This window comes from Myroides albus (assembly GCF_024722315.1).
GTDB lineage: Bacteria > Bacteroidota > Bacteroidia > Flavobacteriales > Flavobacteriaceae > Flavobacterium > Flavobacterium album_A.
Genome location: NZ_CP102754.1, coordinates 548,508 through 572,934 on the forward strand (window position 1 = coordinate 548,508; position 24,427 = coordinate 572,934).

At 34.0% G+C, this 24,427-nt stretch carries 18 protein-coding genes and 4 tRNA genes; 6 read left to right on the forward strand and 16 right to left on the reverse strand.

The features are described from left to right. Position 1 precedes the first annotated feature (1 nt). The 3 genes from NWE55_RS02580 to NWE55_RS02590 all read left to right on the forward strand — a co-directional run bounded on the left by NWE55_RS02580 (position 2) and on the right by NWE55_RS02590 (position 2,857). On the forward strand, positions 2-1,171 hold the full coding sequence (locus NWE55_RS02580) for an SH3 domain-containing protein (RefSeq protein ID WP_155093169.1): 1,170 nt from the start codon (positions 2-4) through the stop codon (positions 1,169-1,171). 89 nt (positions 1,172-1,260) lie between these two features. Next, the gene (panB, locus tag NWE55_RS02585) at positions 1,261-2,079 is read left to right on the forward strand and encodes a 3-methyl-2-oxobutanoate hydroxymethyltransferase (RefSeq protein WP_155093170.1); all 819 of its coding nucleotides are present in this window, start codon (positions 1,261-1,263) and stop codon (positions 2,077-2,079) included. Between the two features lie 79 nt (positions 2,080-2,158). Continuing rightward, on the forward strand, positions 2,159-2,857 hold the full coding sequence (locus NWE55_RS02590; protein ID WP_155093171.1) for an RluA family pseudouridine synthase: 699 nt from the start codon (positions 2,159-2,161) through the stop codon (positions 2,855-2,857). A gap of 31 nt (positions 2,858-2,888) precedes the next feature. Here NWE55_RS02590 and NWE55_RS02595 read toward each other — a convergent pair whose 3' ends face one another. From NWE55_RS02595 to NWE55_RS02620, 6 genes are all read right to left on the reverse strand, one after another. Further along, positions 2,889-3,437, reverse strand: coding sequence for an STM3941 family protein (locus tag NWE55_RS02595; protein WP_155093172.1), 549 nt, complete (start codon positions 3,435-3,437; stop codon positions 2,889-2,891). Between the two features lie 318 nt (positions 3,438-3,755). Next, on the reverse strand, positions 3,756-4,601 hold the full coding sequence (locus NWE55_RS02600) for a sulfurtransferase (RefSeq protein ID WP_258204717.1): 846 nt from the start codon (positions 4,599-4,601) through the stop codon (positions 3,756-3,758). A 93-nt stretch (positions 4,602-4,694) separates the two neighbouring features. Continuing rightward, a complete protein-coding gene (locus tag NWE55_RS02605; protein ID WP_155093174.1) occupies positions 4,695-6,962 on the reverse strand; it encodes a cation:proton antiporter in 2,268 nt (755 codons plus the stop codon). 111 nt (positions 6,963-7,073) lie between these two features. Next, positions 7,074-7,784, reverse strand: coding sequence for a LytR/AlgR family response regulator transcription factor (locus NWE55_RS02610; protein ID WP_155093175.1), 711 nt, complete (start codon positions 7,782-7,784; stop codon positions 7,074-7,076). After that, positions 7,750-8,490 (reverse strand): sensor histidine kinase, encoded by a 741-nt coding sequence (locus tag NWE55_RS02615; RefSeq protein ID WP_155093176.1) that lies wholly within the window; start codon positions 8,488-8,490, stop codon positions 7,750-7,752. The genes NWE55_RS02610 and NWE55_RS02615 overlap by 35 nt, the downstream gene beginning before the upstream one ends. A 429-nt stretch (positions 8,491-8,919) precedes the next feature. Further along, positions 8,920-9,882 (reverse strand): hypothetical protein, encoded by a 963-nt coding sequence (locus NWE55_RS02620; RefSeq protein ID WP_155093177.1) that lies wholly within the window; start codon positions 9,880-9,882, stop codon positions 8,920-8,922. A gap of 207 nt (positions 9,883-10,089) precedes the next feature. On the opposite strand from NWE55_RS02620, the gene NWE55_RS02625 reads away from it, so the two are divergent. Then, on the forward strand, positions 10,090-12,624 hold the full coding sequence (locus tag NWE55_RS02625) for a heavy metal translocating P-type ATPase (RefSeq protein WP_155093178.1): 2,535 nt from the start codon (positions 10,090-10,092) through the stop codon (positions 12,622-12,624). Positions 12,625-13,052: 428 nt separating this feature from the next. Here the strand turns inward: NWE55_RS02625 and NWE55_RS02630 are convergent, their stop codons facing one another. Continuing rightward, positions 13,053-13,355 carry a DUF6804 family protein gene (locus NWE55_RS02630; RefSeq protein WP_155093179.1) on the reverse strand — a complete coding sequence of 101 codons (303 nt, stop codon included), beginning with the start codon at positions 13,353-13,355 and terminating at the stop codon, positions 13,053-13,055. Between the two features lie 393 nt (positions 13,356-13,748). On the opposite strand from NWE55_RS02630, the gene NWE55_RS02635 reads away from it, so the two are divergent. Together NWE55_RS02635 and NWE55_RS02640 are read left to right on the forward strand one after the other, a co-directional pair. Continuing rightward, positions 13,749-14,129: a hypothetical protein gene (locus NWE55_RS02635; RefSeq protein ID WP_155093180.1), complete on the forward strand. Its 381-nt coding sequence runs from the start codon at positions 13,749-13,751 to the stop codon at positions 14,127-14,129. Between the two features lie 166 nt (positions 14,130-14,295). Further along, positions 14,296-14,769, forward strand: coding sequence for a DUF4265 domain-containing protein (locus NWE55_RS02640; protein WP_155093181.1), 474 nt, complete (start codon positions 14,296-14,298; stop codon positions 14,767-14,769). Positions 14,770-14,837: 68 nt separating this feature from the next. Here the strand turns inward: NWE55_RS02640 and NWE55_RS02645 are convergent, their stop codons facing one another. From NWE55_RS02645 to NWE55_RS02685, 9 genes are all read right to left on the reverse strand, one after another. Beyond that, positions 14,838-16,454 carry an IS1182 family transposase gene (locus tag NWE55_RS02645; protein WP_258204053.1) on the reverse strand — a complete coding sequence of 539 codons (1,617 nt, stop codon included), beginning with the start codon at positions 16,452-16,454 and terminating at the stop codon, positions 14,838-14,840. 162 nt (positions 16,455-16,616) lie between these two features. After that, positions 16,617-18,278, reverse strand: coding sequence for an MBOAT family O-acyltransferase (locus NWE55_RS02650; protein ID WP_155093156.1), 1,662 nt, complete (start codon positions 18,276-18,278; stop codon positions 16,617-16,619). Between the two features lie 8 nt (positions 18,279-18,286). Further along, entirely contained in the window at positions 18,287-19,717 is a 1,431-nt protein-coding gene (locus NWE55_RS02655; RefSeq protein ID WP_155093157.1) for a LysM peptidoglycan-binding domain-containing protein, read from the reverse strand. Then, positions 19,704-21,194, reverse strand: a complete 1,491-nt coding sequence (locus NWE55_RS02660; protein ID WP_155093166.1) for an SGNH/GDSL hydrolase family protein — start codon at positions 21,192-21,194, stop codon at positions 19,704-19,706. The genes NWE55_RS02655 and NWE55_RS02660 overlap by 14 nt, the downstream gene beginning before the upstream one ends. Before the next feature lie 60 nt (positions 21,195-21,254). After that, positions 21,255-23,033, reverse strand: coding sequence for an arginine--tRNA ligase (argS, locus tag NWE55_RS02665; RefSeq protein WP_155093158.1), 1,779 nt, complete (start codon positions 23,031-23,033; stop codon positions 21,255-21,257). A gap of 951 nt (positions 23,034-23,984) precedes the next feature. Next, positions 23,985-24,059, reverse strand: a tRNA-Val gene (locus NWE55_RS02670). A gap of 42 nt (positions 24,060-24,101) precedes the next feature. After that, positions 24,102-24,176: transfer RNA gene (locus NWE55_RS02675), tRNA-Val, on the reverse strand. Positions 24,177-24,218: 42 nt separating this feature from the next. Continuing rightward, positions 24,219-24,293: transfer RNA gene (locus NWE55_RS02680), tRNA-Val, on the reverse strand. A gap of 42 nt (positions 24,294-24,335) precedes the next feature. Then, positions 24,336-24,410, reverse strand: a tRNA-Val gene (locus NWE55_RS02685). Between the last annotated feature and the right edge of the window lie 17 nt (positions 24,411-24,427).

The following is a 24,427-nucleotide window of genomic DNA, read 5'->3' on the forward strand; positions in this document are numbered from 1 at the left end:
GATGAAAAGATATATTTTAGCGTCATTGTTAATGACAGTGAACTATATAATGGCACAAGAAAAGTTGTATGTCAATGCGCCCTCTATTGCCTTTAAAGATACTGAATTGACAGTTGAAGCAGGTGTATTTCTCGATGGTAGTACTATAGCTTCCTATGAGGAAACAGATAAGTACTATAAAATATATAGAGATTACGTACCTCCTGTTTACGTAGAAAAAAGCAATAATATACAACTGACCTATAACTCCAAAAGAATACCTTCTCCTGCTCCGATTATAGATAAAGATGAGTACTTAAACGGTCCTCACTTATATACTGTAGTGGCAGGTCTAAAAGTAAGAGAGTATCCTCAACAGACAGCGAAAGTATTAGGCACTGTATTAAATGGTACTCCTATTGTACTATCTTATTTCCCAAAAGATGAAAACGAGTATGTAGAAATTAATTACTTGGGAGAGAAAGGCTTTATTCCCGCTTCTTTTATCGGTAATAGACCTAATCTTGACCAATTGATTTCACAATACAACGCTGTCAATACAACTGATGAGCAAAAGAAATATGCTGAGCGCATTTTAGAATTAGCATGGAATAGTTCAACAAAGGATATCATAAAAGCTTTGGAAATATTTATTGAATATGCTGAAACAAATGAATTGACCAGTTTAGCCAATCAATCTAAACTACTATTAGAAATGCACAAAGCCATACCCAAAAAAGGGGAAACCAAGATCGTTGAAAAACTGTATAAGAATAAAGACTTTGGTTTTGTCATCCAAGGAGCAATAGAGCCTCAAGAAGGCTTTGACAAAGAATTTGTGCATGCTACTATTGGATACTCCTTAGATTCCTTTGACGATTTAGAAGATTACACATTAGGTGATTATGAGAGTCTATCAAATTTTAATTCAGCCGTATTTATTGTCAATGACTACAATGAGAAACACAAAGTAAGAGAATTGTCCATGATCAATGCTAATCAGTTTAAAATTAATCATTCTCTCTTAAACGAAAATACCTCTGAAGGGGATTTCTTACAGATTGGCAAAGGATTAATCACGTCATATAATCCTGTCGAGCAGACATATCTTATTGAGCGAATAGGAATGTCTTACAAGTTTCAATTCAAAAATAACAAGTTATTCAAAGTAGAATCTTTTATATCTTGTTAAATCTATTTATTATAAAAGGGTTTAGAGTAAAATAAATTTGATGTTATTGTATTTTATTTACCTTTACAAATCACAATAAACGCAACAAAATGTCAGTAGCAAAAAAAGATTATAAAAAAGTGACAACAAAATCACTTATTGATATGAAAGCCAACGGAGAGAAAATTTCAATGTTGACTTGCTATGATTATTCAATGGCTAAAGTATTAGAAGCAGGTGGAGTAGATGTGATGTTAGTAGGTGACTCAGCAAGTAATGTAATGGCTGGACACGAAACAACATTGCCTATCACTCTTGATCAGATGATCTATCACGCTCAATCAGTAGTAAGAGGAGCAGATAGGGCGTTAATCGTAGTGGATTTACCATTTGGTTCTTATCAATCAGATCCCAAAGAAGCCTTGCGATCTGCTATCCGCATCATGAAAGAAAGTGGAGCACATGCTGTAAAAATGGAAGGTGGAGAAGAAATAAAAGAAGGAATTAAACGCATCCTTGATGCTGGTATTCCAGTGATGGGACATTTAGGTCTTACTCCTCAATCGATCTATAAATTCGGAACGTACACTGTACGAGCGAAAGAAGAACAAGAAGCAGAGCAATTAATTAAAGATGCTAAAATGCTTGAAGAAATTGGCTGTTTTGCAGTTGTACTTGAAAAAATACCAGCAGCATTAGCTAAAAAAGTGGCTGAAAGTATTTCAATTCCAGTAATTGGTATTGGAGCTGGAAACGGTGTAGATGGTCAAGTACTTGTAATTCACGACATGATAGGTCTTACTCATGAGTTTAATCCTAAATTCTTGCGTCGTTATCTAAATATCTATGAGCAAATGAAAGAAGCAGTTGCTCAATACGTAGATGATGTCAAAGCTGTAGATTTCCCTAATGAAAACGAACAGTACTAATTATTAAAAATAACGCATTATCATAACTTAAATATCCTTTTTAAAATTAAAAGGATATTTTTGTTTAAAAATATTACAGATGAAAATTGTTTCTACCCCTGATAACTTACAAGTACTACACGAAGACAATCACATTATTGTCATAAATAAACGCGTAGGAGATATTGTTCAAGGAGATCAAACCGGAGACATGCCTTTAAGTGAAATTGTAAAATTGTATTTAAAGAAAAAATACAATAAGCCAGGAGAGGTGTATTTAGGTGTAGTACATCGCTTAGATAGACCTACTTCTGGTATTGTGTTATTTGCCAAAACTTCGAAAGCTCTAACTCGCTTAAATGAGTCTTTCAAAAACAGAGAAACACAAAAGACCTATTGGGCTGTAGTCAAAGATGCTCCTCCAAAAATAGAGGATACTTTAGAACACTTCTTAGTGCGAAACTCGAAGAACAACACTTCTAAGGCACATAAGAAAGAAGTACCTAATAGCAAGAAAGCGAAGTTGACCTATAAGATGTTTCATCAATTAAAAACTTATTCTACTTTAGAAATTGATCTACACACTGGTCGCCATCATCAAATACGCTGTCAATTAGCAGCTATTGGATGCCCTATCAAGGGAGATTTAAAATACGGTGCTGATCGCAGTAATCCCGATGGAGGAATACACTTACATGCACGCCAACTTACCTTTATTCATCCAGTGACCAAAGAGACACTTACAATAGTAGCTCCTACTCCTGATGAAGTAATATGGAACAATATAGAACCTAAATAAAACAAAAGGCTTTTCACTGATGAAAAGCCTTTTAACTTTGTGTGCATTTATATCTGTCAAATTCTTCTAAAAGCAAAGCTAATAGTTTACTCCTCGTTATCTTTAATGCATTTGTAGAAATACTGATTGGAGTGCCGTGGTGTTTACAATTAGACGCTACCATTCTACGCTTCCAAACATTAGCTACCTTTTCTATATATTGCTCAGGATTGCGCACCATAATTAGAATAAAAGTCTCCGAGAAAACTCTTACTTCTTCTATACCTACAATGTCTTCCCAAGGAATTAATCCCGCTGAAACAGCAGTCGCATTATCGAAGACTCCCTCCCTATTAATTACCATACCTGGTTTTGTATCTAACATTTTCTTAATTAGAAAAAACATTACTAAGCTTCCAAATACAATAGACATTGCACCCACAATACCCAATAAGTAGGGATTGCTAAGTAGCATGTGATTTCCTGGAGGAGGAAATGCAACGAACCAAATCCCCAACCCAACAAATACAGCACCTATCAATATCAATAAAACAATCTTTTGCTTGCTAAGCGGAATAACAACTTCTTTATTTTCTTTCATTCTCTTTTTCTTGTAAATGTAGTAATTTAGACGTTATTTAGTTAATATTTAGATGCTCCTACACGATAGGAGTCTATAATAAAGTGTACTCCCATCGATATGAAACTTATCAATAGTCTATGAGTGCACTCTTACAAGACGCCTCCAATACTCTTTAAGCTTACTGTAATTCACACAGATTGATAGTAACCTAATTTCGTTTATATATAAAAAGCTGCTTAGTCGACCTCTAAGCAGCTTCCTATAAATACTCCCTTTGTGCTTGAACAAATCTTTATTTGCAATGAGATTCAAAATACACTATAAGTAAACTCACCCTTATTTATCAGTTGCTATAGGGTTTTCACTTCTTGACCATTCACTCCATGACCCTACATATAACTTTGGTATAGGCAGACCTGCTGACGCAATAGCCAATAGTGTATGACATGCTGTTATTCCAGAACCACAATGCACTATAGTTTTATCCGTATCAAAATTCTCTAGTAATTCTTTGTACTTAGCCTTAAGCATATCAGAAGGTAAAAAACAACCATTCTCATCGAGGTTTGACATAAAAGGAATATTAACAGCGCCTGGGATATGTCCAGCTACCTCATCTATTGGTTCACTAATGCCTTTGTAGCGATTAGGTTCCCTAACATCTATAACTAAATAGTCCTCACTCTGTGAATTGCCAACCAGTTCCTTTATTTCTGCAATTGGCAATTCCCATGAAGTCACAGCGTATTCCTCAGTAGGTTTGTGTACGGTAACTTGATTACTCATAGGTAATTTACTCAATACAGCTGATTGATACCCTCCATTTAATACCTGTACATTGTCATGTCCTACAGCTTTTAACATCCACCAAAAGCGAGCAGCTGAATTACCGCCATACTTATCATCATAGATAACAACATGACTGCGCTTCGATATTCCTAACTCTTGTAACACTTTGGCAAACTTTTCAACACTGGGTAAAGGATGTCTACCTCCCATTGCTGCAACATCCCCTATAGTTGCCAATTGCTCATTTGCATCAACAAATATAGCCCCTTGAATATGTTGCTTTTCATAGTTTTCTCTAGCTTGCTTGTGATTACTCGCATCTACAATAATTAGATTTGAGGATTGTTTTTGTATTAACATGAAAAGCTCGTCTTGCTCGATGATCGGTTTCACTTTCATAAGATACATTTAGATTATTAATAGTTTTCTAATGTAAACTATTTTCTCCTAAAAAGAATGGGAATAACACTATTTTTATACAGGTGCTTAGGACTTAACAATTAACATTGAAGGAGCGTAATTTAACCAACGACTTCTCGTACCAATTAACTTCTTCCAACTGTCCAAACCAATAAGCATTATATCGTATTCTTCAATAAAATCCTTGCGAATCGTTCTTTTTTTGATCACTCGGATATGGTTTGGTTTATACTGTTCAATTAGCCTAATTTGCTCTTTAAAGTCCACATATTGATCTAATTCTCCCATTGCATCTAACACTGTTACTTGAGCATTAGAATTTGCAATCCACTTCTGCGCAAACTTTAATAGGGATAGATCAGCTTTTGTAAAGACTGGCAATATAACTTGATCTACTTTTTGGAAATCTTTATTGATAAAAACCCCTACAGGTACTTTACTGTTATTTAGAATCTGTTCTGTGCGAACATCAAAAATAGATTGTTCAAACAAACGCTCTCTACCAGTTACTTTATTTATTAATACATTCGGATTGATTATTCGAGTTGTAAATCCTAAGATATTACCCAATAATGTCCCGCGATAAATAGAATACCCCATCTCTGTTAAAAATAAATCGCATGTATCTTCATTAATAATTTCGACAATATCTGTTTCAACATCAGTAGACACTTTATATAGTGTATGAACCTCTTGATTAAGCTCTTGCGCTTCTTGAATAATGGGTTCAAACATTTCCTCCTCATAAGCTCCAGCACTATAAGCACTTACCTCTGTACTATCTATTAAGTGCATAGCTGTGATACTTGTACTCAGCTTATTATTACCTACAAAACTATGTGCTAATTTCAACAAATCTTTGGGTTTACTAATGGCATCAAAAAACATGTAAATCTGGTAATTCCCCTTTGCATTGACAATAGACACCTCACTTTCAACTTTATCCTTACCAAAGATAAAGTTGATTAAATCTAACAATGGCCCAGTCATAAAGGTGGTTGCCAAAGCCATAATAACCATCATAGCAAAGATTTCTCCAGTCAATACACCTAAATCGAAACCTATATTTAAAACAATTAATTCCATAAGTCCCCTGGTATTCATAAGTGCACCTATAGTCAAACTATCTTTCCAAGATATCCCAACAAACTTGGCTGTCAGCGCACTTCCTAAGAACTTCCCTACAGTAGCCACTAGAATAATAACGGCCGTTACTTTCCATAAATAAGGTTCATTTAATAATCCTATCTCTGTACGAAGTCCAGTATAGACAAAGAATAAAGGTAAAAAAAGAATAACAGCTATGTCTTCTACCTTTTCCATAAACATTTCTCTGAATCGAATATTATCAGGCATAATCGCCCCTGTCATAAAAGCGCCAAACAATGCGTGTATTCCAATAACCTCTGTACAATAAGAGGATATAATAAGAGTTAATAAAAAGATAGCAACAAAAGACTTAGACATTCCTTTCCCATTGCTTTGATTCTTTCCTACTTTCGCCAAAAAAGGACGTACAAAACGCAGCATAACAAATACATACACAACTGCTAATACAATAATGTATAGTGAACTCACAAAACTACCTGCTTGTACAATAGCGATTACTGCTGCTAATAAACACCAAGCTGTAATGTCGTCTGCAGCTGCACAGGTAATAACAATAGTACCAATTCTACTCTTGTGCAATCCCCTCTCTTGTACAATACGAGCCAAAACAGGAAAAGCTGTGATACTCATTGAAATACCCAAGAACAATCCAAATGATAAAAACTCTACTCCATCTGGAGCAAAAGAAGTGAATATAAAATAGGCTAAAATCATTCCCAAAGCAAAGGGGATAATAATACTTGCATGACTGATAAGTACAGCATCATGCGCCTTATTCTTTAATACTTTCAGGTCTAATTCCATCCCTATAACAAACATAAAGAGAATAAGGCCTATCTGACTCAAGAAACTAAGGTTTCCCAAAGAAGCCTCTGGAAATAAAACTGCTGAAAACTCGGGGAAATACATTCCCACAAAGGAAGGTCCTAAGGCTATACCAGCAATAATCTCTCCTATAACAGAAGGCTGACCAATTTTCTTACAAAACCAACCAAATGCCCTTGCAACCAGTACTATTGTAACTATTTGAGCTAATAGTAATGCTAATGGATGATGAAGATTATCTTTTAGTGTATTGAGAAAGTTTTCAAAAGGCCCTAACTCAGATACAACCTTAACAACATTGTGCTCCAATGCAGCGCCTTTATTTACCACCCAATACATTGAGCCTAATCCCCCTCCTATTAATCCTAAATACAATAGCGAATTTCTATATTTCTCCATTTTAGTAGTTGTTTTAATTCAAGCAAACATCTACCATTTATCCTTGTATTTCTTATACAATGTAGTGATAAACTATAGTTTTGTAATGAAAGTAGAAAAATGTGTAACAAGTTACATATTTGCTAAAAAATCTGATTTGAAAGCAGCTCCAATAGTAACTAATAAAGGCTTGTTATTAACGTCAAAAATAGTAGTAGTGATTTCATCATAACTAAAGAATTGCACAGCTTTATAAGCAATTATCTCTCGCTTATTAACTCTGACAAATAACCCGTGGGGCAGAACTTCTAATAACTTATCCAGTGAAATATTCTTCAGGGTAATACGCCCATCATTAATTAATAATACTTCCTTATCTCGAGGATCGTCTTCTGAGGTAGTTATCAATAATATATCTTCAAAGTAAATTACTGCTTTTCCTTTATTGGTATTGGAAGTAATAAATAATGGTTTCTCCTCTTTTTCTATATTTCGCATAGCTTTGTGTACAGCTTTTAGCAATCGATCTTTTCGCAAGGGTTTTGTCAAATAATCAATAGCATCTATTTCAAAGGCTTCAACTGCATATTCTTTATAGGCTGTAGTAAATATTATTCCCTTTGTTGGAACAAGCTGAGCTACTGACAAACCATCTATTTGAGGCATATTAATATCTAAAATCAACAATTGATAATTCAACTGTTTTTGTTGTTCTAAAAACACAAGCGGATTATCAAAGACTGCTACAATTTCTAATTCTTGAATTTGTTCACAAAGCATCTTTAAATACTTTAATCCTAAAAGTTCATCATCTAAGAGTATGCATTTTATCTTTGAAGTCATATAAGTTAAGTTTTAGGTGCATTGTATATACTTGTGAATCAAATGATTTTTCTAATTTAAAATAAGAGCCGTAAATTAACTCAAGTCGCTGCTGTAAGGCACTAAGACCAAATCCCCCATGTTCTTTTTCTAATCCCTTTTTACTTGATGCTTTATTGGAAACAATCAAATCAAACTGTCCTTTCTTCATTTTGAACAATACTGAGATAAAAGAATCTGAACTTTGTAAATCTGCGTGTTTAAAAGCATTCTCGATTAACTCCACACAGATCAAAGGAGCAACCAAGTCCTCATCATATAAGAGTTCTCCTTCTTGTATCACCGAACGAACATCCAATCGAAACAAAGGATTCAGTTTAATCTTATTGATATCAATTAATTTAATTGCAAAATCGTGCTCTTCTCTAAGTGATACAAACTTCTTTTGGCTATCGTACATAATGTAATCCATAACTCCTGCCATCTTATCTAATGCATAATAGGTTTGGTATGCAAGGGATTGTACCGAATTCAAGATATTCTTAAACAAATGTGGGTCCAATCTTGACTCTAAAGATTCCAACTGAAAATACTTTAACTTGCTATTTAGGAGATCTTGCTCCTTTTCGAAATACACTCTTGAACGATTAGAGCGAATTAATAAGTAAAGTAAAATACCGATAATAACTAAAAGTAGTATGATGATAATGATAAAATATACATTCATTTGAATCTGTTATTTAATACAAAAATAAGAAGAAGTAAACTTTGAACAAGACGACTAAAATGAATAATACAGTGACGTTTGTCAATTATTATTTCACTCGAGTTAAAATCATGCCCTTTGGCTAATCTCACTTTAAAAAAGACTTCTTAATCACAAGAATCACTAAAAGAGACTTCTCTAATTAGTCCTTTGCGCGATTGACCTATTCAAAAAAACATTAAGGTATGACAGCAAATATTAGGCTTTGATTATTTCATTAATATCAAACATCGCACTTATTGTTATCAAAATTAGTAAAAATCTCATCTGATAAACCAACCTATCAACCTAAATGAAATAAAGATTCAAAGAGAGCCGAAACAATCAACTATTGGAATTTTACTTCTACCAATTTTAAAATACAATTACAGCAGTATTCACCAGAGTTGTTTACTTTGAATTCATCGTAGGTTCGATGATATACTTTTCAAAAACCGCTTTATACAATTCATTGCTATTAGACTCATCTAATGCTGTAAACTCCTTGGAATAATTCACTATTGACTTTTCCCCCATCAACAGCTCCCTTACCACGACAGCCTTAGCTTCTATCACAAAATAAAAAGGATCAACAGAAGAATCTCTAAAGCGAACCTCTGCCTTCAAAACCCCATAACCTTCACGAGGCAATTGTACAGGTAGAGCAGAATTAACCAAAGCACTTACACCCTTACTTGTATATACAGTTAGCTCTAAAGGAGTACACAAATCAGCAGTATGACGCAACTCTTCTTTGAGTTGATAAAGTACCTCTTTTACTTCATACCCTGCTACTTTCATATCCGTTTCTCGTTCCTCTCTTGTATAGTTGTTTTCATCGATAACTATTAAGAAGTGACGGTCTATTTGCTCCACTTGCTCTTTTCTAATCGAAAAGTTTACGCCCTGTTCTGGAGATAACATACTCCTATTTCGCCCAATAAACCCACTTCCTTGACCTTGCAACTCATTCATTTCCAATTCATACAAATAAGTTAACCCTTCTCTATAACTATTTACGTTATATCCTGCTATGCTTACTGTATTTTTTATAAAAGGTAATTTACCATAGCGCTTTAAAAAGTCAGGATTATTCTCAAAGAAATTCTCAATGTATTTCTTATCCTCGGGCTTTCCTTTGTATTTATCCAATAGAGCTTTTATGTTCGTGGGTGCTTGAGCAACTTTGTCTTTGATAAAGGTATCTACTATAGAATCACTTATGCTTAATTCATAAGTAAGTAATCCCTCCGAGAAGGCCTCTTTCTTTATCTCAGGTTTCACCTTACCATAAATCTCAGTAGGTTTTTTACTTTGCTTACAACCTATACACACTACAGCGATAATAAGCACAAGACTAATCCTCTTTTTCATACGCTTTCTCTTTTAATAAGTACGAAAGTACAAAATATCCTTTGTACTCAATTCTAAAAGGCAGCTCAATTGCTTATTCACTGATCTACAATACCTATCCAATGACTAATAATAAAAATATATAACCAATTTCCATAATTGTATAACAGGAATTAATCAATTTAAACGAATTTTGTATGTATAAATTAAGATTATTAGTTTTTAGATATGAAAAAGCAATATAAAGTAAGTGGGATGACTTGTAATGGCTGTAGGACTAAGGTGGAAGAAACACTAAACACAGTTCACGGCGTACACGCTCACGTTTCATTAGAAGATGCACAAGCAGACTTAGAGTTACATCACGACATAGATACGAAAACTCTACAAAAGGCATTGTTACAAAAAGGTAACTATATCTTGCAAGAAATAGTTACAAAAGAAGATGGTACACAAGAAATCCTACCTGCTATCGAAATCAGTGAGGAGGATAAATACCAACAAGAAATTCCCGATAACATGGCTGATAAAGCAGGTAAATACTTCTGCCCAATGCTATGTGAAGGAGATAAAGTATATGACACTAACGTAGGATGTCCTGTTTGTGGTATGAATTTAGAGCAGATACCTGCTGCTAAAATCGAGAAAACAGTTTATTACTGTCCAATGCTTTGTGAAGGAGACAAAACCTATGACGAACCAGGAGATTGTCCTAAATGTGGTATGGCATTAGTTGCCAAAACAATTAGCATAGAACCAGAGGATACTACATACACAGATATGCTTAAGAAACTGAGAATATCAGTTCTTTTTACAATACCTGTCTTTATTTTAGCCATGGGGTCTATGATACCAGGAGATCCAATAGGTAAAGTTGTTCCTCATCACATAAATAACTACCTACAATTGCTACTTACTTTACCAGTAGTATACGCTTGTTGGATGTTCTTTACCAGAGCATGGGGCTCTTTTAAAACGTGGAATCTAAACATGTTTAGTTTAATTGGATTAGGATCAGCTGCAGGACTATTATTTAGCGTTGTAGCCTTATTCTTCCCAAACCTATTCCCTGAAGACTTTAAAGGAGAACACGGAATACACTTATACTTCGAGTCTGTTGCTGTTATTTTAACTTTAGTTCTTGTAGGACAAGTAATGGAAGCTAAAGCTCATAGTAGAACAAATTCGGCAATAAAAGAATTACTTAAGCTATCTCCTACTGATGCGACCTTAGTGACAGAATCGGGAGAAGAAGTAATCGCTCTTGAAAAAATTGTCAAAGGAAATAAATTACGTGTAAAACCAGGAGAAAAAATACCAGTTGATGGTTCTATATTTGAAGGAGACAGTAGTATTGATGAATCAATGATTTCTGGAGAACCTATCCCTGTTCATAAAACTAAAGGAGATAAAGTAGTTGCAGGAACAATAAATGGCAATAGTTCATTCCTAATGATTGCAGAGAAAGTAGGAGATGAAACACTCTTATCGCAAATCATCGAAATGGTTAATAACGCAAGCCGTTCTCGAGCACCGATCCAAAAATTAGCAGATAAAGTAGCTAAGTATTTTGTGCCTACTGTAGTGTTGATCTCTATCATCACGTTCATCTTGTGGAAAACACTTGGACCAGAACCAAAACTTGCATACGCTTTTGTCAATGCTTTAGCTGTTTTAATTATTGCGTGTCCATGTGCATTAGGATTGGCAACACCAATGTCTATAATGGTAGGTATAGGTAAAGGAGCTCAAAATGGTATCCTTATCAAAAATGCAGAAGCACTTGAAACAGCCAATAAAGTAAATGTCTTAATTACTGATAAAACAGGTACTTTAACTGAAGGTAAGCCATCAGTAGAGAAAATTGTATCCATAGTAGAAGGTTATTCTGAAAATGACTTATTGCATCTAACAGCTTCATTAAATCAAAATAGTGAACACGCACTTGCAACTTCTTTTACCAATAAAGCAAAAGAAAAGGGATTGTCCTTAAGTTCCATTAAAATGTTTAACAACGTGACAGGTAAAGGAATACAAGGAGTTGTAGACAAGAAAAGAATCTCATTGGGGAACAAAGCTTTAATGGAAACTGTACAAGCTGAGGTAAGTAGTGAGTTAGAACTTAAAGTAAGAGCAGAACAAAACTTGGGTAAAACAGTATCTTATATTGCAGAAGACAACAATATTATTGGTTATGCTGTACTATATGATAAAATCAAGGAATCAAGTAAAAAGGCTGTTCAAGACTTGCAAAGTAAAGGTATCGAGGTAATTATGATTACTGGAGATAATCCCAATACAGCCAAAGCTGTAGCAGATGAGTTAAATATCAAACACTTCTTAGCCGAAGCAATGCCGGAGGATAAATTGAACGAAATCAAAAAATTGCAAGAATTAGGTAAAGTTGTAGCTATGGCAGGTGACGGTATTAACGACGCCCCAGCTTTAGCACAGGCCAACGTAGGTATCTCTATGGGTACAGGAACTGATGTGGCTATTGAAAGTGCAGAAATCACACTGCTAAAAGGAGATCTAATTGGTATCCCTAAAGCTATTAACCTAAGTCATGGAGTAATGCGAAATATTAAGCAAAACTTATTCTTTGCCTTTATATACAATTCGGTTGGTATTCCAATTGCAGCAGGAGTACTATATCCTGTTTTTGGAATCGTTTTATCACCGATGATAGCCGCTTTAGCAATGAGTTTTAGTTCTGTCTCAGTAATTACAAACTCACTAAGACTAAAGGGTCTAAAGCTGTAAATCACAGTTTCGTTTGCATAAAATTAAAAAGCCATTAATAGATTATTAATGGCTTTTTATATAGCATAAAGCAACAAAAAAGGTCACTTGTACAAGTGACCTTTACCTTGTCATATCTAGTTAACGATAGAAAATATGTCCCCACTCTACTTTCTATCCCAAATACACAGTAGGATTTTTATTCTTTCTACAAATAGCTTACTGCAATATACAATTTATATAACAATTTTAACAAGCATTGAATAATTTTGCCTTTATTTAATTAAAAAAATAGTAATCACAAATATTATTTAACCATACTATTCAAAACACACTAATATTTCACAATACATAGCGTATATTATTAATAATTTGATGAAATCACAATAGGCTAAAACAAAGCACTTCTATACCTTTTAGGTATAAATAGAGCGATGAAACGCGTACGCTTACTGTTTTTCCACTTTATTCAAATTGAAAAAACTACTGCCAATCAGATAAAGTACTGCTAAAATGGTAATCGATTTCCAAAGTATAGGTGAAATGGTAACAGTATAAAAAGGTTGAAAAATAACAATTAATACGATATACGTTAAAACTTCTATTAGCTTCTTGTTCACATGAGAATTGTAAGCTAAAATACCCAAAGACACCATTACAATTAGGCTTACAAAACGGTACAAGTCTGGAGGTAAAGAGAATACTGTAAATATCAATAATACAGCTACTATGATTTTTAAAGCTTTTTCCATGATATTTGGTTTTATAGTTGTTCTATAAATTTAGCCATAAAAAACCTATATATCTAATAATTAACAAGTTAATTAATCCCAAGAATAACAATAAACAAATAAAGTATGTCTTTAGTTACCAAAAGAATGATTGCATTTTAATAAAACTCCTTCAGAATACATTCTATTTAATCAAAAAAAAACTTAATATTCTAAATTAAAAAATTAACATTATTACTTACTTCGAAAAATTAAAAGTATCTTTAACAGATAATTATACAGTTTATAAAAAACAAATAGACTTTTTGTCATTCTACACAACTCAAACACGTATCAACATTAGGTTTTAGGGGTTATTAGATAGGCATCTATTGTCAGTATATACGCCTGTGAATTCAACTATATGTAGTAGCCATGAAAAGTAAATTCCGTCAAAAAACAGATTTTTTGTTCCATCAAGTTGTCAACAGTCCCTTATGGGATGACAAAAGTGAAACAATGATTGTCGTTTTTGGTATGGTTTACTATGGATACAGTTTAGGCTTATCAACAACGCAAAGAATGCCAATTGAAGATATAAATACACTGGCAAAGAGAAAATTGCGTACACTAAATATACAGGCCAATTATATAGAAGGAATGATTGATTATGCCTATCAATTAATCCAATCTTCAGAAAATAATATCTATACTACACTGATTGAGTATGGCAAATCGTATGCGAATCACTATGAAATTGACTTATTAGTCTATGGCATCTTCGAATATACAGAAGAAATTAAACTAAACAGATAAAGGCACTTTCTGTTCTACACGCTCTCTATTGCTATCAAAAGGGTTAATAACTTTTTTATTTATTGTGAAATCGCATTATACTAAATCCCTTTTACCTTTTATCTTTGCAACTGAATTAGGTTACATACCTACTCTTATAAATAAATAATCCGAATATTATTCTGAAATGAAAGAACAGTTAGAACAAGTAGTAGTAAAGTATTATAGTGAAGTATTAGAAAAAAATACGGAAGAAGTACTTTGGGGAGTTGTAATTGATGCCAGCAAAGGTTTATATAAAATAGATAATATTCCCTATTATGGACCAGAACTTTCATGTGAAGATGTGGTTTATGCTTCAATACAAGATGACGACAAAAGGTTGGTAATACAACATATAGAAAGTTATTCGGGCAATAGTACTGTTCAAGTCATTGTCCAAAAAGAGAAATACAATCGAGAAGATCTATACAATGAAATCCTATATGCTAATACAGAAATAGAATTAGTAGATGATTATTACTTTGTAATTAGCATTCCTCTTCAAACAAATTATAAAAACGTATATGCCATTTTAAGTGCATTAGAAGAAGAAGAGGTCATCTCATTTGCTGAACCGATGTTATCGCCTAAACACCAAGCTGATTTACGCACAAAATAATACAAAAAGAGGGTGTCCCAAAAGGTCACCCTCTTTTGTATTATATAAAACGTTACTTTTCTCTTAGATTAAAAGTTCTTGCAATTAAAACGAGTTTTAGACTTATAATTTGTCATTTTTCGTTTATCAGTCTCTTTTTTAGGATGAAAATTGTTGTTTAAAGTCGATTTTTCTCTATTCTTAGTAAGTTTTCTTAAATTATGTGCAAGAGCCATCAGTCCAAATTCAATTTCGACCATTTCTAATCCTCTTAGAGTAAACCTAGTAAATTTGTTGTTGCTTTTTAGTTGTCCAAAAACAGCTTCTACTTCTACAGGTCTTTTACTTCTATGATATTTACCGCGTTCAGAGTTGAGTAATTCTCTAATATGTTGTTTTATTTGAACCAATCTATGATTCATAGAGACTGTTCTGTTTTCTGCTGCTTTATTACATAGCTCTTTTAACGAGCATTTCAAGCAGTTAGAAGCTTGATACAGATGTATTTTTGACGCAAAACCAGTGGTGGTGTATTTAGTACTACTTCCAATATTAGGTAGCTTTTCTCCATTTGGACATAAGATGTAATCAAACAATTTATTGTAGTAAAGATTGTGTTGTAGAAAAGGGTTGTTCTTCCAAGCTCTTTTCTGTTCCATATGAAAATAATTAAATTTCACATAGGGCGTTATTTCTCTTTCAAGTAAATACAGATAATTCTCTTCGCTACCATACCCAGCATCTGCTACAACTTCTTTACTTTGTTGTGCATAGGTTTGTTCAAAAGTCTCTAGATGATTGATTAAGGTAGTGGTGTCAGTTGATTTTTGTGCAATAGTATAATGTGTAATAAATTGATTTTCAGTACTTATTTGAGTATTGTAGGCAGGTTTAAGTTGCCCGTTTTTCATGTGATCTTCTTTCATTCGCATAAAAGTAGCATCTGGATCTGTTTTACTATAACTATTTCGAGTACCTAAAGTTTCTAGTTGTTGTTCGTATTTTTGCAAGCGAGGTAAATGCTCGTCTTCTAACTGTTTGAGCTGTTTAGCTGTAGGTTTGGGTAGGTCTGCCCTATGTTTATTTAACTGAGTCACTTTTTCTTTAAGCTCTAAACTATCAATATTTTTGGAACAGTGTTCTTTTGCGAGTTCACTTTGATCCTGTTTGATTTGACCCTCTATTTCTGTGAGAACATCTTGAATTTTTGTTTCTAATTTAGCCTTGTTTTTCTCCACTGAACCACGCCATACAAAGGTGTATCGGTTAGAGCTAGATTCAATTTTTGTTCCATCAATATATTGAACTTGTAAACTAACATATTGTAATTCTTGTAACAGACGAACCACATCTGCAAAAAGCTGATGGATTTGACCTTTCAATCGCTTAGCGCGAAAATAATTAATCGTGCGATGATCAGGCAAGCTATTACCAGATAACCACATAAAATAAATGTTCTCCGTCAAAGCCCGTTCAATCTTACGCGATGAATAAATATTATTGAAATAGGCGTAGAATAAGACTTTTATCATCATACGGGGATGATAACTGGTGGTCCCTCCTCCTTTGTATTGACTTAAAATAGAACTAATATCTAACTCATCAACAACAGCATTGATAAGACGAACAGGATGGTCTAGAGGAATTTTAGAAAAAATATCTTCAGGAAATAGACTCGGCGATTTTAAACTTTCAGATTTGAACATTATATTTGTCTTTCTTATTGTTTGGTTGCACCTTGAAGATAATTATTTTTGAGGACAAACAATGAAAAAACCCCGCCTTTTTTAGACGGGGTTTTGTTTTTTAGGCTTTTTAGACAGCCTCTTTTTGTATTATAGGTTCGACTATATTTTGATTCAAACTCTTTAAAACTGGAAGTAAATAAATGGTTGTGGACCTGCAGTAGCTGTCGCGTAAACAACCCAAAATATAAAGCTTAAAAACACAGACTTCACAAATACTGGAGCTGTATTAAACAACTGATGTGGAATTTCCATCCATTTCTTTGGTATAAAATGCCATACAAATGCTATTAAGATTAACAAGAAGGCGTTTTTATATCCATCTATTATCACCATCCAAGCATGTAAATCCCAATCTATTTTACCGATATTATAAATAATATCTAATGCCGTATCAAATGATCTCGCTCTAAAGAAGATCCAACAAAATGTAACAAAATGAAAAGTTATCACTATAGACATAACTTTCCATACAAACGAAGGTTCTTTACCTTTTGCTCTTGGAAACAACTCCATAAAAATCTTATGTACAGCTAATGCTATACCGTGAAGTGCTCCCCAAACGATGAATCGCAAACTTGCTCCGTGCCATAATCCACCAAGTAACATGGTAGTCAACAAGTTGAAATTGGTAAACAAGCTTTTCTTTCTCTCTTTTGAAAACAAAATAGTAACACCAAATACAATTATTGATCCTATGGCTATTAACAACGGAATAGCGCTGGTCTTATAATAGTAAATTCCCCAACCTAAAACCCCTACAAAGAAAAGAGAGGGAAAGAAGAATCCTCCAAAACTACCATTTCTATTCCCCCCTACTGTGATATACAAGAAATCCTTTAACCAAGTAGAAAGTGATATGTGCCAACGTCTCCAAAACTCAGTAATTGACGTAGATTGATATGGTACATTAAAGTTCATTGGCAAACGATACCCTAACAATAATGCAATACCGATAGCCATATCTGAATATCCAGAGAAATCACAATAAATCTGAATCGCATACCCATAAGATGCCATTAAGTTCTCAAAAGCAGTATAACTATTCGGCGAATCAAATACACGGTCAACAAAGTTAATAGAGATGTAATCAGAGATAACAGCCTTTTTGAGTAATCCTCCGACAATCAATAATAATCCTTCATTTACATTATCACGTGTAACCTTTATATTTTCATAAATCTGAGGAATAAAATCTTTTGCTCGTACAATTGGTCCTGCAACCAATTGAGGAAAGAACGATATAAAGAACAAGTAGTCTAAAAAGTTCTTCGTTGGTTCGATTTCCTTGCGGTAAATTTCTATTATATAACTGATCGATTGAAAAGTAAAAAACGAAATACCTACAGGCAAGATTATATCATCGATATGAAAACCAGTTTCAGCAAAGAAATTAACACCATCTAAGAAGAAGTTCGTGTATTTAAAATACCCTAACATTCCCAAGTTAACGATAATACTAACCGTCAACAAAGTTCTCTTCTTCGTCTCGTTTAAAGTATCATTAATTATTTTCGCAAAATAATAGTCCATTAAAGAAGAACCGACCAGTATTAAAAAATACATACCGCTCGACTTGTAATAGAAAAATATAGAAAACAGTACCACATACAATAATCGCACATGGAAAGTCTTCCTCATTAAAATATAGAATAGATAAAAAACGATAAATAACCCCAAAAACAAAGCTGAATTAAACAGCAAAGGCTCCTTTGGATTAAATGTAAACCAATGGATAACATCATCCCATGAAACCGAAGGTATTTCTATATTAAATAAACTCATGAACAACATTATTTCTTTTTCTCACAAAATTTTTGATATGCCTCGATTAAAGCATCAAAGAATAAATCAGCAGAATACTCATATCCCTTCACTGAATAATGTACTAAATCACGAGCTAACATTCCCTGATCTTGCAACTCTTGCAGACCTAAATTTCCTCCCAAATTAAAGTACAAATCCCATACAGCATAGTTATTTTCCAGGCCGTTAATGGTTAATTCATTTGATAACTCAGTTGCTACCGTATTGACATTCCCTTTAGAAAAATAACTCGGAGGTGGGGTTGTTATTAGAACATTTACTTTTGGTAAGTGTTCTTTTACTTTCTTAAGAAAAATATTTACCTGATTTTGAAAATCAGCTGGACTCATTTTGTCAAATGCCTCATTAGTACCCATTGATAAAACCAGCAAATCTGGTTCTAATCCCTTTAACTGTTCAAAGAACAGAGGATACTTTCCGTAATCTGAATATCGAGCGCCATTTACTCCTATACTGTGATATAGCAGTCCCGCTCTATCGTTCTCTAAAACAATTCCGTTCAAATCGTATAACTCCTTCTCCTCATTTGAATAAAAATAGATGCGATTTTGCTCTCTATCAAATGTGAAGTCGTAATAACCTTCTGCTTGAGTAGCATCTACTCTATTAAAAACCTCAGGATTAACCACTACAGGCTCTCTTTCTGGAGTAGGTATAGATAAACTTCTACCTGGGTGAATGGTACTGGTTTTTAACTTATTAATGCGTTTCAAATCAATCACAGAGGTTCCATATCTTCTGGCAATACTCGACAGAGATTCTCCACTCTTGATAATGTGATTTACTTTCTTAGGAACACCAGACTCTAAACTCAATTGTTTATCAGTACTACCTAAATTAAACAATTGATCTTCAGTCGGAGTAAAAACTTTCATGCGCGAAAAACTATATTCGTTATCGCGAATATTCATTTCGATAACTAAGTTTTTATTATTAGTCGAAAGTGCAATCCCACTTAAACCAACGTTAGCACCGTTAACAGGATAAATATTTCTTCTACTTTCCCAGTCTACATTTGATGTATAACGCACGATAGAGTTACCATTCGTCTTTGCCAATCTATAAGGAAAAACAAATCCCAACCCACCATTTCCAAAACGGGATTGCAATAGTTTTCTCATTTTTCCTGTAAAAAAATCAGCTTGAATATGTGAATCGCCAATATGTACAATATTGACCTTACCTTCCTTTAAAGAATCAAGCTCATATAGTTTCTGAAAAAACTCATATAATCGGTCATCATAATATATACGGTTTCCCTCTTCCTGGTCAACAGCACTTATGCTATCAAGATCTGAATCTGAATTAACTTGATACTTAATTAAATTTTCTTGTGCAAAAGCACAAGTTCCCCAAAAAATGCTACTCAGAACAAGAGCAATTTTACTTTTTACCATTCTCAACAGTGTCTACTACAGTTGTATTTTCTTCTTTTTCTTTTTGTTGTAATGAATCAACACTACTTTCTTCTTTTATTCCTTCTTTCTTGTGGCGTTTAGTCCTATACTCTTTATACCCTTCATCTAACTGTTGATAAATCAACTTAGCTATATCTTGTGCTCCACGATGATTGAAGTGAGTATAGTCCTTGTTTGCACGATTAGGAGACTCCTCTACCCATTTAACCATTGAACCATCTCCTCCCATTGCTTCATATAGATTTAAAAAACCTGCATGGTTCTCCATTGCATACTTACGCTGTGCTTTTACCAACGGTACAACTGCTGGGTCAGTTTGCATCTTCATGTCCTTCTTGCTTGACTTATCTGCAGTCGATATTACTAAAATAGCCGCATTTGGAAAACACTGTTTCAAGTGATTTACCACAACTCCCATTTGCTTAGTATACCATCTGTAATCAAGCGAACCATAATTAAGCACATTAGTTCCATAGTGAAGTATAATAAGATTATAATCTAAACTACGTTGAAACTTCTGCATCAAACTCACTCGAAATAAAGACAATGGCAAACCTGAGTTTCCTCTACTTGAAAAATTATCTACTTGAACACCATTATAAGCACTTACATCTATACCGTAAATTGGAATTGAATCTGCCGATTGAAACATCAACTTGATCTGTCTTAAACTTCTATTTGAAAGTTTCAAACTATTCAACTCACCATTAATAGCTAAGTCTTTTACAACAGTATCTCTATCTATTATAACTTTAACTTTACCCTTTTTATTATTCGAGGCCCCATAATAAAGAGTTGGAGAATTCAAACTGGTCATATTTCTAATATTTCCAGCTTGCAAACTAATCCAAGTGTCTTTTACAGTGTCTTTTATAAAGAATACTTGTCCAGAGACACCGAAGGGTCTCATTGGTCTTTTTACATTAAGAAATGATTGAACTTTCCAGTTTGCTGAATATCTATGAACAATAGATCCCCTTGATTTAGCAGACTCAACATTAATGGGAATATAGCCAACTCCAGCTCCACCATAAGTATCTTGGTAGGTCTTACGCAAATCTTGAACAATCAAATCCCCGTCTGTCATAGAATCGCCATAATATGCAATACGAACGCGCTTGCCTTTGTTGTGCTCTAATTCATATAGTCTTTCAAAGAAGGGCTCTAAATACAACATCCCCTTAAAGTTATCCTCTGATTCTAATGACAAAAGATCACCTTCTTCAATGAGGGTAATATTCCCATCTCCTATAGCAGATGTTAACGTGTCTTTAGAACTGTTTTCCTTCTCCTCTAATGCTTCATCAACTAACCCTTTCTTACTACTTTCCTTGGCTTGTTCAAATGCTTCTAAAAGCAAACTATCAATTACGACATTTCCAGTTTTAGGAGCAGCTTCAGAAAATATCTTTGAAGGTAAATTCCCCTTAAAAAACAAAAAAAAGCCACTTGCCATTACTAGAATGGCAAATGACTGTATAATATAAGATTTTTCTTTTTTCACAAAAATGTATAATTACATTCGTTCAGGTACGACAATCCCAAGTAATGCAAAGGCATCTTTAATTACTTCACCTACTTTATGAGATAATTGTACTCTAAAAATTCTTAATACAGTATCTTCTTCTCCTAAGATAGATACAGTTTGGTAAAAAGAGTTATACTCTCTTACCAGTTCATAAACGTAATTAGCTACTAATGCAGGGCTATGTGTACGTGCAGCATCTTGAATTACAACAGGGAAATCCTCAAGTAATTTCAATAGTTCTTTCTCTTTTACATCTAAAGTGATACCAGATATCTCCGTCGTGTAATCGAAATCAGCCTTTCTTAAGATCGATTGAATACGCGCGTAAGTATATTGGATAAATGGACCTGTATTTCCTGCAAAATCAACTGATTCTTTAGGATTAAACATCATCCCTTTACGTGGATCTACTTTTAAAATAAAGTACTTTAAAGCACCTAAACCTATAGTCGTAAACAACTGAGAACGCTCTTCATCTGAATATCCTTCAAGTTTACCTAATTCCTCAGAGATACTCTTAGCCGTATCAGTCATCTCCTGCATCAAGTCATCAGCATCTACTACTGTTCCCTCTCTACTTTTCATCTTTCCAGAAGGTAGTTCTACCATTCCATAAGATAAATGATATAAACTCTCAGCCCAATCAAAGCCAAGCTTTTTAAGAATCAAAAACAATACTTTAAAGTGGTAGTCTTGCTCATTACCAACAGTGTAAACCATACCTCCTACATCTCCGAAATCATTTACACGTTGTATAGCTGTACCAATATCTTGCGTCATGTACACTGAAGTTCCATCTCCACGTAATACTAACTTCTCATCTAAACCTTCATCTGATAAATCAATCCAAACTGAATTATCCTCTTTTCTAAAGAAAACGCCTTGTTCTAATCCTTTCTCTACTTCATCTTTTCCAAGCAAATAAGTATTACTCTCGTAGTACACCTTGTCAAAATCTACACCTAAGTTTTTATACGATACAGCGAAACCATCATATACCCATTGATTCATTGTTTTCCACAACTCTATCACTTCAGGTACTCCATTCTCCCAATCAACAAGCATTTGCTTAGCCTCTTTAATGATAGGAGCCTCTTTCTTAGCATCGTCCTCAGACATACCTTGAGCCATCAACTCTTTGATTTGACTCTTGTATTCAACATCAAACTTCACATAGTAATTACCTACTAACTTATCACCTTTCAAACCAGTAGATTCTGGTGTATCCCCGTTTCCATATTTTTGCCAAGCCAACATTGACTTACAAATATGGATACCTCTGTCATTGATAATTTGAGTTTTATAAACCTTTTTTCCCGAAGCTTTCAATATCTCTGCTACAGAAAATCCAAGTAAGTTATTTCTAACATGACCTAAATGCAAAGGTTTATTTGTGTTTGGAGATGAGTATTCTACTAATACCGCTTTATCACCAAGAGTAGGTGTTACAAAACCGAAGTGTTCCGCGTTGCGTATAGCATTAAAAAACTCAATATAATAACTATCTGAAACTACTAAATTTAAAAAACCTTTAACTACATTAAACCGTTCTATTACAGATGTATTTTCTACTAAGTACTCACCTATCTTCGTCCCAATTTCTACTGGATTTCCCTTTATTTGTCTTAAAAAAGGAAAAATAACTACAGTAATATCTCCTTCAAACTCTTTTCTTGTCGCTTGGTATTCAACTTTATCTACAGTTGCACCGTACAATTGTTGAATAGCCTTCTCTATCTGCGGAGTTAAAATCTGATTTAATGTCATTTTGATTATTTTTTTTTAAAGAAGCAAAGATAATTTAATTTCGCTCATATTGATAAGAGTTGCTAAGGAAAATATAATTTTAAACCATAAACTATTACCTGTAAAACTACTGTTTTAATAGTTTTACTTTTTATTTCACAATATCAATAAATCACTATTAAGTCTTTCTTCTCATATCCTATACCTATCTACATGTTACTCTACAATTCAACACAATATCAAATTACTAATTCCCAAAACACAAAAACAAATAACAACACACCATTTTAGCAATTTAACAACCAAAAATAAAAAAATTTAACCATAAATCAACAATCACCCATTAAAATAAAAAGTCCAAACTCCCTTATCTCCCCTAAACAACAATAAGTGAATTGAGAATAAAGATTTAGATAAAAAAGCCCATAGTCAGATTAGAAAGAGAACAATTGCGTAAAAAAGCATCCTTTGAAATCACTCACATATAGAACATTCTACAGTCTGCTAAACATCAACGACTTTTCAATACAACCAAAATCAATGCTATATTGCTCGCACTTTCTTGGGGGATTCTAGGGGCTTGGTAGGGGTTTCCTTGCTGAAACACGCCTTTTTACCAGGAAAAGTGCAAGAATACCCCTAGAAAGGTGCAAGGAAGTCCTAAGAAAACGCACCCTTTTTTTGTTCTCAGTATACTAATAGGCTATGTACAAATTTCACAATAAAGAAAAAGAAGGTTTGATTTGACTTCACTTATACCTAAAGGCAAAACAGGATTATATATAATCCACAAAACACAAATAGAAACAGAGGTCTACAATGTGTTTAAAAAGTAGTAATAACCAAACTTTGTTTCTGATTCCAAACCTGTAAAATTGTCCCTGAGAAATCACGATAAAAATGCAGAAAATCAAAATGAAGTATGCACGAACAAAAAAAGCCGTAGATCACTTGATCTACGGCTTTTATCTGTGGGCAATGAGGGATTCGAACCCCCGACCCCCTCGGTGTAAACGAGGTGCTCTGAACCAACTGAGCTAATCGCCCAAAGTTATTTAAACTAAGGTCTTTTACTGTATGGTAAAATAGTGGGCGATGAGGGATTCGAACCCCCGACCCCCTCGGTGTAAACGAGGTGCTCTGAACCAGCTGAGCTAATCGCCCAAAGTTATTTAAACTAAGGTCTTTTACTGTACGGTAAAATAGTGGGCGATGAGGGATTCGAACCCCCGACCCCCTCGGTGTAAACGAGGTGCTCTGAACCAACTGAGCTAATCGCCCAAAGTTATTTAAACTAAGGTCTTTTACTGTATGGTAAAATAGTGGGCGATGAGGGATTCGAACCCCCGACCCCCTCGGTGTAAACGAGGTGCTCTGAACCAACTGAGCTAATCGCCCAAAGTTATTTAAACTAA